Genomic DNA, 13,726 nt, shown 5'->3' on the forward strand with positions numbered 1-13,726 from the left:
AACAGTGCAGATACCGGGTTGATTGTGGCTGGGTGCCGTCACGGTCCCCTGAGGTTACTGCCGGATCCTGTGTTATTCGTGCGTTGACACGGGCTCTGTCGTTCAACAGACTACTTGCGCACATCAGCCGAATTGTCGACTGCCAGCGAAGGCGGGAGCGGGTGCGATGAACGAGCGGCGGTTATCTCGACGGGGTGCGCTGGGCCTGCTGGGCGGGACGGCGCTGTCGGGGCTGGCGCTGTCCGGGTGCGGCAGCAGCGTCGGAGGTGGGTCGGGCGGCGGGGGCGGCAGCGGTGGTGGTGGGGGCGGTTCGGTCAAGGTGGGGTTGGTGATCCCGCAGGCGGGTGTGTACGCCCCGCTGGGCACGGACATGAAGCGGGCCTGGGACCTGTGGCTGGAGAAGAACAACGGGAAGTTCGGCAACTACACGGTGTCCACTGTGGTCGGTGACGAGGGGGAGACACCGCAGACCGGGGTGCCGGCGGTGCAGAAGCTGCTGCAGAGCGACCAGTGCGACGTGCTGGTGGGCATCGTGAACTCGTCCACCGCGTTGGGCGTGCGGGACATGGTGATCGAGGCGAAGAAGCTGCTCCTGATCAGCAACGCCGGCGCCGGGGACCTGACCGCGAAGGCGGCATCGCCGTACGTGTGGCGCACCTCGTTCACCAACGCCCAAGTGGCCGCGGCCATGGGCAAGCACCTGGCCGGCCAGCGTTTCAAGGACGCGGTGTACGCCATCGCTCCGGACTACGCCGCCGGCGCCGAGGCGATCGCGGGCTTCACCAAGGCGTTCCAGGCCGGTGGCGGCGCGATCGCCGGCTCGGCCAAGCCGCCATTCGGCAAAACCCAGGACTACCAACCATTCCTGTCCACCATCCGGTCGTCCGGCGCCAAGGCCACGTTCTGCTTCTTCGCCGGTGCCGAGGCCGTCGCGTTCGTCAAGCAGTACGCCCAGTTCGGGCTGGCCGGCACGATTCCGTTGTACGGCTCGGGGTTCCTCACCGAGGGCGGGGTGCTCAAGGCCCAGGGCGAGGCCGCGCTGGGCGTGCAGACCGCGCTGCACTACACCAGCGAGCTGGACAACCCGGCGAACAAGGATTTCGTCGCCGCCTACAAGGCCAAGTACAACGAACCGCCGACCGTCTACTCGGCACAGACCTGGGACGCGGCCGCGGTGCTCAACCGGGCGTTGAAGTCGGCCGGCGGGGTGGACGGCGACAGTGTGTCGAAGGCGCTGGGCTCGGTCGGCACGATCGAGGACAGCCCGCGCGGCCCGTGGAGCTTCGCCGGGCAGACGCCCAAGCAGAAGTTCTACCTGCGCAAGGTGGACAAGAGCGGCAGCGGCTACGTCAACACGGTGGTGGCCGAGCTCGGTGACCTGTCGCAGGATGTGTGAGTGAGCGAGCTTGCGAGCGAGCCATTGAACGCAGCCCTGCCGCCGAACCTGCGAGGCGACAGGTATGCCATCACCGAGCTTGCGAGGTGATGGCCCAGTGCTTACCTGGCTGGATGCGAACCTGGTCAGCATCCTCAACGGGGTCGCCATCGGCTTCCTGCTGTTCATCCTGGCCATCGGGCTGTCGCTGATCTTCGGCATGATGGACGTGCTGAATTTGGCGCACGGGGCGCTGTTCCTGCTCGGCGCCTACCTGGCCTGGATGCTGGCCGGTGCCGATCCGGGCTGGGGCGCTTTTGCGCTCGCGCTCGTGGTCGCCGGGCTGGTGGGGCTCGCCTGCGGTGGGGCGCTCGCGGTCATGGTCGAGCCGCTGCGCCGGCGCGGTCACCTCGACCAGGCCCTGCTCACGCTGGGCGTGGCCCTGGTGGTGTCCGAACTGCTGGCGGTGTTCTTCGGCCGGGACGTCCGGGCGGTGAACCCGCCGCCCGGGCTGGACCGCACGGTCACGGTGCTCGGCGAGGCGTACCCGGTGTACCGGCTCGCGCTGATCGGGGCCGGGGCGGTGCTGGCCGTGGTGGTGCACCTGGTGGTGGAGCGGACCACGGTCGGCTCCCTGGTCCGGGCCACCGTGGCGGACCGGGACATGGTGTCCGCGATCGGGGTGGACAACCGGAAGGTCCGGCTCGCCGTGCTGGGCCTCGGCTCACTGATGGCCGCGGTCGCCGGGGTGCTCGGCGCGCCCATCTACGGCGCCCGGCCCGGCCTCGACGCGACCGTGCTGATCCTGGCGCTGGTCGTGGTCGTGATCGGCGGGCTGGGCTCGGTGCGCGGCGCGCTGGTCGCCGCGCTGCTGATCGGTCAGATCGAGTCGCTGGGCCGGGCGCTGCTGGCCGACGCGGCCTCGTTCGTCCTGTTCGGCGCCCTGGCGATCGTGCTCATCGCACGCCCACAAGGCCTCTTCACCCGGTCGGGAGCGAGCTGATGCGGGCCCGACTGGGATACGCCGGCGGGGCGGCCGTGCTGGTGCTTGCCGCCGCGCCGTATTTTCTCGCCCCGTACGCGACCACCACGCTCACCCGGATGCTGGTGTTCGCGCTGCTGGCGGCGAGTTTGGACCTGCTGGTCGGGTTCGCCGGCCTGCCCGCGCTCGGGCACGCCGCCTACGTCGGGGTCGGGGCCTACGCCGCGGCCTGGTTCGCCAAGAACGTCGGCAGCGCCGGCCCGGTCCCGCTGGTGATCGCCCTGGGCGCGGGCGCGGTGGCCGCTGCGGCCACCGGCTGGGTGGCGGTGCGCACGCACGGGGTGTTCTTCCTGATGCTCACCCTGGCCATCGGCGAGATCGTCGCGCAGGCGGCGGAAACCTGGGAGCCGGTGACCGGCGGCTCCAACGGCCTCTACGGCGTCCCGGCCACCCGGATCGGCGACACCCCGCTGGCCGTCGCCGGTGTCTACTGGTACGTGCTGGCCGCGTTCGTCGTCGGATTTCTGGTGCTGTGGCTGGTGTCCCGCTCCCCCTTCGGCGCGGCGCTGCGCGGAATCCGGGACAACGAACCGAGAATGCGTGCGCTGGGCTACGCCACCCGGCGCTACAAATATCTGGCCTTCGTCCTGTCCGGTGCGATCGCCGGGCTGGCCGGCGGGCTGCTCGCCGCGCAGCAACGCCTTGTCACACCGTCGGATCTGGGTTTCACCACGGCCGCGCTGGCGCTGCTCGCGGTGATCATCGGCGGGTCCGGCAGCCTGTGGGGTCCGTGCCTGGGCGCCGCCGTGGTGATCGTCGTACGGGACGTGGTCGGCCCGGACATCGACGGGCACGGCCCGCTGCTGCTCGGCCTGGTGTTCATCCTCGTGGTGTACTTGCTCCCCCGGGGCGCGGCCGGTCTCCAGTGGCCCACCCGAAACCGGCCCACAGCTCCCCCAGCCCGCGCGTTGGAGGAGGCGAGGCGATCGTGACCGCGGCGCTGTCGTGCCAGTCGGTGAGCCGGACCTTTGGTGCGCTGCGGGCGGTCGACGGCGTGGATCTGGAGATCCGGCCGGGTGCCCGGCACGCCCTGATCGGGCCCAACGGGGCGGGCAAGACCACGCTGTTCCGGTTGATCACCGGGCTGCTACGGGTCTCCGGCGGACAGGTCTCGTTGGGCGGGCGGGACATCACCCGGCTCTCCGAGGTGCGCCGCGCCCGGCTCGGCATCGGGCAGACCCTCCAGCACGCCAGCCTGTTCGGCTCGATGACCGCCGCGGAGAACGTCGCGCTGGCCGTACGCCGGCACGTCCCGCCGGTGCCGGTACGGGAGCGGGCGGTGTGGGCACGGGTGGACGAGTTGCTCACCGGCGTGGGGCTCGCCGGGCGGGGCCGGGTCGCCGCCGCCGCGCTTTCCCACGGCGAGCGCAAGCAGCTCGAGCTGGCACTGGCGCTCGCCGGCCGGCCGCGGGTGCTGCTGATGGACGAGCCGGCCGCGGGCATGTCCGCCGCCGACCGCGCCCGGCTGGCCGGCCTGGTGCGCGCCCTGCCCGAGTCGGTCACGATCCTGTTCGTCGAGCACGATCTCGACCTGGTCTTCGACCTGGCCACCGAGGTCACCGTGCTGAGCCTCGGAAGGGTGCTGCTCACCGGCACCCCCGCCGAGGTCCGGTCCAGCCCCGAGGTGCGTACCGCCTACCTCGGCACCGCCCGCGACGAGCCACTGTTCCTCGGAGAAGCCGATGTTCCTGCGAGTTGACGGCCTCACCTCCGGCTACGCCGGCAGCACCGTGATCCGTGACGTCAGCTTCACCCTGGACCGCGGCGCGACCCTCGGCCTGCTCGGCCGCAACGGCGCCGGCAAGACCACGCTGATCATGACCCTGATGGGCCTGGTCCCGCCCACCGCCGGAACCATCTCCCTCAACGGCGTGCCGCTGGCCGGCCGCCGGCCCGACCAGATCGCCCGGGCCGGCGTCGCCCTCGTGCCGCAGGGCCGCCGGATCTGGCCAACCCTCACCGTCGCCGAGCACCTGACCCTGGCCGCCCGCCGTCCCGGTCCACTATGGACGGTGGACAACATGTTCGACATCTTCCCGGTGCTGAAAGCCCGGTGGCGCCAACCCGCCGGCCGCCTCTCCGGCGGCGAGCAGCAGATGCTCGCCATCGCCCGGGCCCTGCTCACCAACCCGGCCCTGGTGCTGCTGGACGAACCCTCCGAAGGCCTCGCACCCTCCCTTGTGGACACCATGGCGGACACCCTGGCCATCCTGACCGCCGGCGGCGTCGCCGTCCTCCTGGTCGAGCAGGACCTGCACCTCGCCTTCCAGGCGTGCGAGCGGATCGCCGTGCTGGACAAGGGAACCATCGCGCACCGTGCCAGCACCGCGGAGTTCCGCCGCGACCAGGACACCGCCCACCGCCTGCTCGGTGTCTAACCAGCCAGCTCAGCCCACCGGCGCTGCCCGCCCCCCACGCATGTTGGCCTCATACGTCGCTGTGTTGGCCTCTGGCGTTGTCATGTTGGCCTCTGGCGTTGTCATGTTGGCCGACGGCGTCGTGGTGGGCCTCCACGACCATTGCCGGATTCTCCGGGTCGTTCCCGATCTCCCATTCCGCGGGCCGCCGTAGCCTACAAACACAACGACGTGACACGCCAACACACCAACGCAGGAGGCCAAGACAACGACGTGAGAGGCCAACACACGGTTTCAGCCGGCCAGTTCGGCCCACCGGCGCTGGGCGGCTTCGCGCCAGCGGGCGTGCCGGTCGTTGAACAGTTTCGTCGCCCGCGCTCCGATCCAGCGTGCCGGCAGCAGGCTGGCCGGCAATTGCGGGTCCAGGAAAGGGAACCGGCGCCACTCGTGCACCAGGGTGGCCTGCGCGCGGAACACGTCGTCGGCCGACTTCGGCGCCAGCCGGCTGAACTCGGCGATGAACTCCGCGTACCGGCGCGCCAGGTCGTCGATGCTCCACGCGGCGGCGACCATCTCCGCCTCCCGGCCCAGCCCGCCGTAACTGGCCACGAAGGACATCACCGGGCCCGGGAGCGCCAGCTCGTCCAGGATCAGCTTGGCCTCGGCCTCCGCCTCCGGCCGCGGCGTGATCCACACCCCCGGCGTCGGCGACCCGAACCCCGCCCAGGCCAGCCGGGTGCGCAGCCGGTGCCGCAGCTCCCGCATCGACTCCGGGATCGACACCAGCAGCACCAGCCACTGGCCCTCCCACGCCGGATCACCGCTGCCGAAACCGTAGATCCGCTCCGCACCCTCCACCAGCAACCGCCGGCCCGGCTTGGTCAGCCGCCACCGCACCCGCCGGCCCACCCGCTCGGACTCCAGCCATCCCTCCGCGCCGGTCCGGGCCAGCACCTGCCGCGCCGACTTCACCTCCACCCCGAACAGCCCCAGCGCGTCGACCAGCGCCCCGGTCCACACCGGCCCGTCCATCGGCAGCACGAACTCCCCCAGCACGGTCATCAGCAGCGACCGCGCGCTGCCCCCGCCCACCTCACGACGACGACTCACCACCGGATGCGACACACCAGGATTATGCGGGGTCAGGCGAAGTGGGCGAGGTCGTCCAGGGCGTGGGCGGCGGCGTAGTTGCCGGCGGAACCGCTGTCGCTGTGGTCGTGGTCGAGGATGATCCGCCAGGTGCCGTCCTGTTTGCGGGCGACGGTGTGGAATTCCGCGAAGTGTCGGTGGGGTTCGGCGCCGGGCGGGGTGACGGTGAGGCGGTAGATGCCGCGTTCGCTGGCGTTGTCGCCGGCGGCGATGCGCTCGGTGAAGCGGAAGTCGATGTCCATGAGCGTGCTGGTGGCGGCGAGTCGGGTGAAGGCCGGGCGGACCCGGGCGGCGTAGTCGTCGAGACTGCCGAGCCACTTCTCGTCGGCTTCGACCCGGAGCAGGTCGGCCGAGTGCAGGGCGAGGTAGGCGTCGGCGTCCATCCGGGCGTAGGCGGCGCGGAACGGCTCCCAGATGTCGCGGTTGAGCTCGCGCAGAAGCTCGGCGGAGGGCATGGGCGGCATCGTAGGTCGCGGAAACGGGCTAGGACGACCGGTTTCCGCCGGCCGGCACCGTGCGGCGGAGGAGGGTGAGGGCGGTCAGCGGGAACAGCAGGACCGAGAGCAGGCCCGCGCAGACCAGGGCGGTGGCGGTGACGGCGCCGCGGCCGAACAGCCGCGCGTACAGCAGCAGGCCGCGGACCACGAGCAGAGCGAGCAGGAACAGCGGCACCCTGATCAGGTCGGCCGGGCTGGCGAGCAGAGCGCCGAGGATGCTCTCCAGCCCGAACCGCTCGGGAGGTGCGGTGAATGCGTCTTTCCTCACGCCCAGTGCGAGAAAGGACGCATTCACCGCACTCCTAGGCACCCGGCGGGGTGGGGCGGGGCCAGTCGCGGAAGGCGGCGAGGAGGCGGTCGCGGGCCTCGCCGGAGAGGGTGGCGGGGGGTAATTCGCCCAGGGCGTCGATGGTCCGGCGGAACTGGTCGAGGTAGAGCTCGCAGCCGGGGCACTCGGCGAGGTGCTCGACGAAGCGGCGTTCCGTCGTCGGGTCGAGGGTGCCGTCGAGGAAGGCGGTGACCAGTTCGACCAGTTCGTCGCAGTTCACGAGCCGTCACGCTCCCCGGCGGGCGCCGGCCGGCCCACGAAGTAGGTTTCCAGCCGCGCCCGGACGGCGGCTCGGGCCCGGTGCAGCAGGACCCGCTGGTTCTCCGCGGAGACGTCCAGCATGGCGCACACCTCGGCCGAGCTGTGGCCGTCCACGTCGCGCAGGCTCAGCACGGTGCGCTGCCGGGCGGGCAGGGTCGCCAGCGCGTCGTCGATCACCCGCCGGACCTCGCCGGTCAGCAGCTCACCCTCCGGGGTGGGCCAGGGCGACGGGAACTCGCGCCAGTGTCCGGGGAACTCGCCGGCGGCGTCCTGGAAGCGGCCGGGCTCGACGGTGGGCCCGCGGTCCTCGGCGGCCGGCGCGAGGTCGGACCACGGGACGGTCCGCTTCTCCCGTACCCCGCGCCGCCGGGCCTGGTTGACCAGGATCCGGTACACCCAGGTCTTCAGCGAGGACCGGGCCTCGAACCGGTGGACGCCCTCGAGCACCGCGAGCCAGGTGTCCTGCACGACCTCCTCCGCCGAGTCACGGGTGGACACGAACGAGCGGGCCAGCCGCAGCATGGAGCCGGACCAGGAGTCCAGCAGCCGGGCGAACGTGGCCTCGTCGCCGGCCCGCAGGCCGGCCACGAGCACCTCGTCCGGCGGAACCGCCGCGACCTCCTGGGGCACGCCGAGAATGTACCCGAGGAGTCAGCGGTACTCCGGGTTCTCGAAGTCGAACCGGCACCCGGCGTCCCACTCGGACCGCTGGTTTCCGTGCGCCGGGATGCCGCCGGCGTCGGTGAGCAGGCGGGCCAGGTGCATCAGGTTCCAGGTCATGAACGTCGTGTTCCGGTTGGTGAAGTCGTTCTCCGGCCCGCCGGACCCGGGGTCCAGGTAGGACGGTCCGGGGCCTGCCTCGCCGATCCAGCCGGCGTCGGCCTGTGGCGGGATCACGTAACCCAGGTGCTGCAGGCTGTACAGCACGTTCATCGCGCAGTGCTTCACCCCGTCCTCGTTGCCGGTGATCAGGCAGCCGCCCACCCGGCCGTAGTAGGCGTACTGCCCCGCGTCGTTGAGCAGGTGCGAGCACGCGTACAGCCGCTCGATCACCTTCTTCATCTCGGAGCTGTTGTCCCCCAACCAGATCGGACCGGCCAGCACCAGGATCTGAGCGTCCAGAACGCGCTGGTAGATCGCCGGCCACTCGTCGCTCGCCCAGCCGTGCCCGGTCATGTCCGGCCACACCCCGGTGGCGATGTCCTGATCGATCGACCGGAGCACCTCGACCTGAACCCCGATCTTCTCCAGGATCCGCCGGCTCACGTCGATCAGGCCCTCGGTGTTGCTGCGCTCCGGTGAGCGCTTCAGCGTGCAGTTGATGAACAACGCGCGCAGGTCGTCGTACCGCGGCTCGGTCATCGCGCGAACCTCGCCTTCAGCGCGGCCAGCCCGGGCAGGAACACGCCGTCGCGCACCTGGGCGACGACCTTCGGCTCATCGGCCTCGTCGCAGTCGAAGGTGGCGCTCCATTCCACCAGCGACGCCTCGGCCGCGGGGCTGACCCGGAGGCCGGAGACGTAGTCCCGTACCGGCAGCCCGCCGCCGTCCTCGAAGGCGAACCTGGTGCTGCGCTCCACGTCGTCCAGCGCGACGAGGCGTTCCCGGTGGTCGCCGAACACGCGCACGGCGCCGACCCGGTCGGCCGGGCCGTTCTCGATGGCCGGCGGTGGCAGGTACGGATGCCAGGAGCCGATGGCGCCGAAGTCCCGCAGCAGCGCCCAGACCTCCTCGGCGGGCGCGTCGAGGACGGCGCTGGTGGTGATCGTTGGCATGGTGACTCTCCTTGTTCGGTTCTTACAGCAGCTCGGCGTCCTGCTGGACGCAGAGCAGGGCGGGGCCGCCGGCGGCGAACAGCCGGGCCATGGCGTCGTCGAGCTGGTCCCGGCGGTCGACCCGGATTCCGGTGGCGCCGCACAGCTCGGCGTAGCCGGCCCAGTCGGGGTTGTGCAGCGAGGTGTGCCAGACCGGGAAGTCCTCGGCGAGCTGCTCCTTGCTGATCTTGCCGAGGGCGTGGTTGTCCAGCAGCACGTGCTTGATCGGGATGCCGTACTTCACCGCGGTGGTGAGCTCGGTGGCGTACTGGCCGAAGCCGCCGTCCCCGGTGACCGCCACGATCGGCCGGTCCGGGGCGGCCGCCCAGGCGCCGAGGGCGGCCGGGTAGCCGAAGCCGATCGAGCCGAGGTAGCCCGACATCAGCACCGGCTGGCCCTTCGACTCCAGGTAGCGGCCGAGCGAGTAGGCGTGGTTGCCGACGTCCACGGTCACCACGGCGTCCTCGGGCAGGTGCGCCGACAGCGCGGCGAACACCGCCGCGGCCGACACGCCCCGGCCGCGGTCGTCGGCCACCCGGCGGGCCTTCTCGGCACGCCAGATCGCCCACCGCGCGGCCACGTCGGGCCTCTGATCCTCGGCCTTGACCGTGCCGAGCGAGCCGGTGATCGCGTCCAGGGTGAGCGCCGCATCGCCGAGCACCCCGACGGTGACCGCGTTGAACCGGCCGATCGCGCCGGGCTCGTCGTCGATCTGCACGATCGGGAGGTACGGCGCGATTCCGGTGTGGTTGGCGAACGAGGCGCCGACGACGACCAGCAGGTCGGACTCGTTCATCAGCCAGCTGGCCACCGGGGTACCGCTGCGGCCGAGCACGCCGGCGCCGAGCGGATGGGTGTCCGGCACCAGTCCCTTGGCTTTGAACGTGGTCAGCACCGGTGCGCCCAGCCGTTCGGCGAGCGCGCGGATCTGCGTCTCCGCGCCGCGTGCGCCGTGCCCGGCGACGAGGACCGGGCGCCGCGCGTCCCGGATCAGGGCGGCCGCGGCGTCGAGGGCCGCCGCGGCCGGCCGGACCCGGCGATCCGGCACCCGCCCGTCCGGTGTGGACGGTTCGGCGTCGCTGGGCCGCACCTGGACTTCGTCCGGCAGCACCAGGTGCGCCACGCCGCGCCGGTCGAGCGCGTGCTTGACCGCGAGCGCGGCCAGCTCGCCATGGTCGCTTCCACTGTGGACGGTCGTGGTGGACACCGCGACGTCGCGGAACACCGCGGACAGGTCGAGGTCCTGGAACGCCCCGCGGCCCAGCACCTGCGACGGCACCTGGCCGGAGATGGCCAGCACCGGCGCGCCGTCGAGCTTGGCGTCGTAGAGCCCGGTGAGCAGGTTGGTCGAGCCCGGCCCGGCGATCGCGAGGCAGGCCGCCGGCCGGCCGGTGAGCTTGCCGTAGGCGCTGGCCGCGAACGCCGCCGCGCCCTCGTGCCGGATCCCGACGTAGGTCAGCTCGCCCCGCTCCTCGGCCCGCCGCAGCGCGTCGGCGAACCCCAGGTTGGAGTGCCCGACCATGCCGAACACGTGCCGCACTCCCCACGCCACCAACGTTTCCACCAGCACGTCGGACACCGTGCGCACGGCGGCGGGCAGCTCCGGCAGCGCCACGTACACCCCGTCGGCGCGCTCCTCCACCGGATAGGTCGTCACCCCGTCGGTGAAGCCCTCCGGCGGCCGGCCGGTCACCGGGTCGTAGTCGTAGCCGTGCCACGGGCAGCGCAGCCAGCCCTTCTCGATCGAGCCCTCGCCCAGCGGCCCGCCCTGGTGCGGGCAGCGGTTCTCCAGCGCGCCCAACCTGGCGCCGCAGCGGGACAATGCGACGGTTCGCCCGTCCACCACCACACTGCGCACCCGGCCCTCACCGGGCACATCGGACGGATCGACCCGGTGCCACCCGTGCATGTAACGCCTCCCTGCCTCGCGGACACTGTCCTGGCAGATCAGTCCGCCGAAGGCCCGATGCGTTACACGGAGGTTTGCATGGAGCTCCCGACCCTGGCCCGCACCCGGAGGTCGCTGCACGGCGTGGCCGAGGCGGTGCTGGCCGGACCGCAGTTCCGGGCGCACCAGGACGTCCGGCTGCGGGTCACGCCCGGCGGTTTCGGCACCACCCGCACCCCCGACCTGCGCGTCGACGGCGGCACGCTGGTCGCCGGCACCGCCCGCATCCCCCTGGCCGGGCACACCTACGCCACGCTCGCCCGCGCCGCCGGGGTCGAGGCCAGCCTCCTGCAGCACGACGTCTACGCCGACGGCCCGGACATCCACCTCGACGACCTCATCGAGCTCGACCCCGACGCGGCACGCCACCTGATCCACTGCTTCGCCCTCGGCGACGAGGCGCTGCACCGCCTGGACCCCGAAGCCGACCGGATCCTCTGGCCGGAGCACTTCGACGTCGCCAGCGCCCTCAACGAGATCAACTACGGCATCTCCCCCGGCGACAGCTACCTGGCCGAGCCCTACGCCTACGTCGGCCCCTGGCCGGTTCCGCAGGGCGAGTTCTGGAACGCCCCGTTCGGCGCCGCCCGCCTGCTGAGCCAACTCCCCGACGCCGGCGCCGTCCTCGCGTTCTTCCGCCAGGGACAAGCCGAAGCCGGTCAGCACCGCACATCATGAGATGGCCCACCCGGCCGGCGGCGCGACAGCCCGGTTTAATGACGGCGTGGGCGTGCCGGACAAGCAGTTTCTCCGCATGGTGGACAAGCTCGCCGAGGTCGACCGCGCCCAGGCGCGTGATTACACGTCCTTCAGCGTGTGCGGCAAGCGGTTCGGCTACTACTGGCCGCGGACCAGGACGGTCGGTCTCAAGCAGACGCTTTCCGAGCAGCTCGCCCTGGTCGCCGAGCGCCCGGACGTGTTCGAGATCCAGTTCACCGCCGGTGGTTTCGGCTGGGTCGTCGTCTACCTGACGAAGATCGACGCCGACGAGCTCAAGGAGCTGGTCTACGAGGCGTGGCGGCTGTCCGCCCCCGAGCACCTCGCCGACGAGCACCCGCTCCGTTAGCGCACCCGCCAACGGGCCGGCTCCCGTCAGTTCAAGGGGGAGAAGATTGGCCGGGCGTAGACGGAGTTGGGGAGGGGTGGGCGGGTGGGGGGCTGGGGTTGGGGGGCGAGGATGCCGTCGTTGAAGAGGCGGTCGTCGTAGAAGCTTTGGAGGTATGGGGCGCCGGCGGTGCCGCCGGAGCCGGATTCCTTGGGGAGGTGGCGGTGGGCCATGCCGAGGTGGACGCGGCGCCAGCGGAACAGGGTGTCGTCCAGGGTTTCGGCGGCGGTGAGAACTTTGGCCGCCGTGTCGTGGTCGGCGGGGAGGCGGCGGAGAGCGGTGCGGAGGGGTTCGAATTCGGGGTTGAGGTGGAGCAGGAGGAAGGCGTTTTCGTAGACCCTGGAGAGCGCCTCGATTTTGTGGGGGTGGATGCCCAGCAGGTGGATCTGCAGGAGCTGGCCGGAAAGCATCTGCACGGCGCTGGCCGAGCCGGTGTCGGCACGGAAGCCCATGAAGCGCTCGACCGACATGGTCCGGCGCAGTACCAGCATGGCGTCGAGTTGGACCTGGGCCAGTGCGGCGGCCCGGTCGAGGCAGTGCGCGGCGTTGTCCCAGTGGTTTTTCTTCAGCCATTCCACGGCGGCCACCACTCGCGCGATCATGCCCCAGGTCGCGGTCTCGGTCAGGTGGATCACCCGGAGGAACGCGTTCTCGTCGTGTTGCGTGGTCTGCGGCAGGTTGATCAGGTATTCCAGCACGTTGCCCTGGCCGTCGCCGAGATAGTCCTGCCAGCGCGAGGGAGGCTCGGGCGCGATCCGGGGCACCGGGGAGTGCGGCGCGGTGGCCGCGTGCATGTGGGTGAGGCGGTCCACCCGCTCGGCCAGTTCGGCGTCCGTGGGCAGCATGTCGTGGCTCCACTCGGTGCCCGACCGCTCAAAGCGCAGCCAGGAGTCCACCAGGGTGTGCAGCGCCCAGCGGGACCGGCGTTCGATCGCGGCGTCGCTGGAGTGCCGGCGGGTGCCCAGGACGTGGCTGAGCAGCCGGTTGTTGGCGTACGCCTGGTAACGCCGGCCGCGGGTGCCGCCGGGCTCCTCGTCACCGGCGAGCTTCCATTCGCTCTCCAGCAGCAGTTCCGCCAGCCTCAGCTGGGGGCGTACCTCGGCGGGCACGTCGATCCGGGCCCGCACGTCACGCAGGTCCTCGTACAGCGTCGCCATCTCGCCACGCAGTACCGGGTCCAGCTTGTGCCGGCCGTCGTGCCGCGCCGCGGCAACGTACTGGGCCACGTCGAAGCCGAGGATGGCGTCGACAACCGCTCCTGCGCGCATCTCAGGCCACCCCCGCGGGCAACGCCTCGTGCAGCAGCGCCTCGTACAGCAGGTCCGTCTGCTGCTCGCATTCCAGCTCCACGTATCCGCTGCCCCAGGCGAGCGCGGACGCCAGGGCCGGCTCCTCGCCGTAATCCGGGTCGAGCGACGCAACCCGCTCCGGCACGGGAAGCTCCGCGCTGCCCAGCGTCCGGTTGACGGTCGCCGCAACCGAGCGCGCGGACTCCAGCACGTCCGCCGGCGCACCGACCACATCCGTCGGTGCGATCGCGATCAGCTCGGCCAGCGCGAGCCCCGGACGCTCGCTGAACCGTCCCAACAGCACGGACAGCTCACGCAGTCCGGGCACCCGGGCCGGGTCGTAGAACGTAACCAGTTGTGGTGAGCAGCCGGCCGCGACGAACCGCCGCACGACCGCTTCCCCACCGGAGACGTAGACGGCGCCGACGTACTCGTGCTGCCAGCGCACGCACGCTTCCACCACCGCGTCGCCGGCCGACTCGCCGGATAACACCAGGAACCGGCGTTGGTGGATCGGACTGGGCTCTCCGGTCACTCCCGCACCTCCATGCGAACTTTAGG

The 13,726-nt window shown here is 71.5% G+C and carries 17 protein-coding genes; 7 read left to right on the forward strand and 10 right to left on the reverse strand.

What is annotated here, in order from left to right:
- Window positions 1-166 precede the first annotated feature (166 nt).
- The 5 genes from VGR06_RS18680 to VGR06_RS18700 all read left to right on the forward strand — a co-directional run bounded on the left by VGR06_RS18680 (window position 167) and on the right by VGR06_RS18700 (window position 4,795).
- On the forward strand, window positions 167-1,396 hold the full coding sequence (locus VGR06_RS18680) for an ABC transporter substrate-binding protein (RefSeq protein ID WP_327560369.1): 1,230 nt from the start codon (window positions 167-169) through the stop codon (window positions 1,394-1,396).
- Window positions 1,397-1,493: 97 nt separating this feature from the next.
- Complete coding sequence (locus tag VGR06_RS18685) at window positions 1,494-2,378, forward strand: branched-chain amino acid ABC transporter permease (RefSeq protein WP_327560370.1); 885 nt, start codon at window positions 1,494-1,496, stop codon at window positions 2,376-2,378.
- Entirely contained in the window at window positions 2,378-3,349 is a 972-nt protein-coding gene (locus tag VGR06_RS18690) for a branched-chain amino acid ABC transporter permease (protein WP_327560371.1), read from the forward strand. Before VGR06_RS18685 ends, VGR06_RS18690 begins: the two co-directional genes overlap by 1 nt.
- Window positions 3,346-4,116, forward strand: coding sequence for an ABC transporter ATP-binding protein (locus VGR06_RS18695; RefSeq protein ID WP_327560372.1), 771 nt, complete (start codon window positions 3,346-3,348; stop codon window positions 4,114-4,116). The genes VGR06_RS18690 and VGR06_RS18695 overlap by 4 nt, the downstream gene beginning before the upstream one ends.
- Window positions 4,100-4,795, forward strand: a complete 696-nt coding sequence (locus tag VGR06_RS18700) for an ABC transporter ATP-binding protein (protein ID WP_327560373.1) — start codon at window positions 4,100-4,102, stop codon at window positions 4,793-4,795. Before VGR06_RS18695 ends, VGR06_RS18700 begins: the two co-directional genes overlap by 17 nt.
- Window positions 4,796-5,068: 273 nt before the next feature.
- On the opposite strand, the gene VGR06_RS18705 is transcribed toward VGR06_RS18700, so the two are convergent.
- From VGR06_RS18705 to VGR06_RS18740, 8 genes are read right to left on the reverse strand one after another with little or no spacing between them, the layout of a single operon-like run.
- On the reverse strand, window positions 5,069-5,899 hold the full coding sequence (locus VGR06_RS18705; RefSeq protein WP_327560374.1) for a PaaX family transcriptional regulator C-terminal domain-containing protein: 831 nt from the start codon (window positions 5,897-5,899) through the stop codon (window positions 5,069-5,071).
- A 17-nt stretch (window positions 5,900-5,916) separates the two neighbouring features.
- Window positions 5,917-6,378: a nuclear transport factor 2 family protein gene (locus VGR06_RS18710; RefSeq protein ID WP_327560375.1), complete on the reverse strand. Its 462-nt coding sequence runs from the start codon at window positions 6,376-6,378 to the stop codon at window positions 5,917-5,919.
- 28 nt (window positions 6,379-6,406) lie between these two features.
- Window positions 6,407-6,688, reverse strand: a complete 282-nt coding sequence (locus VGR06_RS18715) for a hypothetical protein (RefSeq protein ID WP_327560376.1) — start codon at window positions 6,686-6,688, stop codon at window positions 6,407-6,409.
- A gap of 34 nt (window positions 6,689-6,722) precedes the next feature.
- The gene (locus tag VGR06_RS18720) at window positions 6,723-6,968 is read right to left on the reverse strand and encodes an anti-sigma factor family protein (RefSeq protein WP_327560377.1); all 246 of its coding nucleotides are present in this window, start codon (window positions 6,966-6,968) and stop codon (window positions 6,723-6,725) included.
- The gene (locus VGR06_RS18725; RefSeq protein WP_327560378.1) at window positions 6,965-7,639 is read right to left on the reverse strand and encodes an RNA polymerase sigma factor; all 675 of its coding nucleotides are present in this window, start codon (window positions 7,637-7,639) and stop codon (window positions 6,965-6,967) included. The genes VGR06_RS18720 and VGR06_RS18725 overlap by 4 nt, the downstream gene beginning before the upstream one ends.
- 21 nt (window positions 7,640-7,660) lie before the next feature.
- Window positions 7,661-8,371 (reverse strand): flavodoxin family protein, encoded by a 711-nt coding sequence (locus tag VGR06_RS18730; RefSeq protein WP_327560379.1) that lies wholly within the window; start codon window positions 8,369-8,371, stop codon window positions 7,661-7,663.
- Window positions 8,368-8,784 carry an SRPBCC family protein gene (locus VGR06_RS18735; RefSeq protein WP_327560380.1) on the reverse strand — a complete coding sequence of 139 codons (417 nt, stop codon included), beginning with the start codon at window positions 8,782-8,784 and terminating at the stop codon, window positions 8,368-8,370. Before VGR06_RS18735 ends, VGR06_RS18730 begins: the two co-directional genes overlap by 4 nt.
- Before the next feature lie 22 nt (window positions 8,785-8,806).
- Window positions 8,807-10,732 (reverse strand): thiamine pyrophosphate-binding protein, encoded by a 1,926-nt coding sequence (locus VGR06_RS18740; protein ID WP_327560381.1) that lies wholly within the window; start codon window positions 10,730-10,732, stop codon window positions 8,807-8,809.
- Window positions 10,733-10,810: 78 nt separating this feature from the next.
- Here VGR06_RS18740 and VGR06_RS18745 point away from each other — a divergent pair, with 78 nt between their 5' ends.
- Window positions 10,811-11,449, forward strand: a complete 639-nt coding sequence (locus tag VGR06_RS18745; RefSeq protein WP_327560382.1) for a hypothetical protein — start codon at window positions 10,811-10,813, stop codon at window positions 11,447-11,449.
- 76 nt (window positions 11,450-11,525) lie between these two features.
- Window positions 11,526-11,837, forward strand: a complete 312-nt coding sequence (locus VGR06_RS18750; protein WP_327560413.1) for an MmcQ/YjbR family DNA-binding protein — start codon at window positions 11,526-11,528, stop codon at window positions 11,835-11,837.
- A gap of 26 nt (window positions 11,838-11,863) precedes the next feature.
- On the opposite strand, the gene VGR06_RS18755 is transcribed toward VGR06_RS18750, so the two are convergent.
- Window positions 11,864-13,144 (reverse strand): hypothetical protein, encoded by a 1,281-nt coding sequence (locus VGR06_RS18755; RefSeq protein WP_327560383.1) that lies wholly within the window; start codon window positions 13,142-13,144, stop codon window positions 11,864-11,866.
- A gap of 1 nt (window position 13,145) precedes the next feature.
- Window positions 13,146-13,700 (reverse strand): hypothetical protein, encoded by a 555-nt coding sequence (locus VGR06_RS18760; RefSeq protein WP_327560384.1) that lies wholly within the window; start codon window positions 13,698-13,700, stop codon window positions 13,146-13,148.
- Window positions 13,701-13,726: the final 26 nt, after the last annotated feature.

This window comes from Actinophytocola sp. (assembly GCF_036002505.1).
GTDB lineage: Bacteria > Actinomycetota > Actinomycetes > Mycobacteriales > Pseudonocardiaceae > DASYTH01.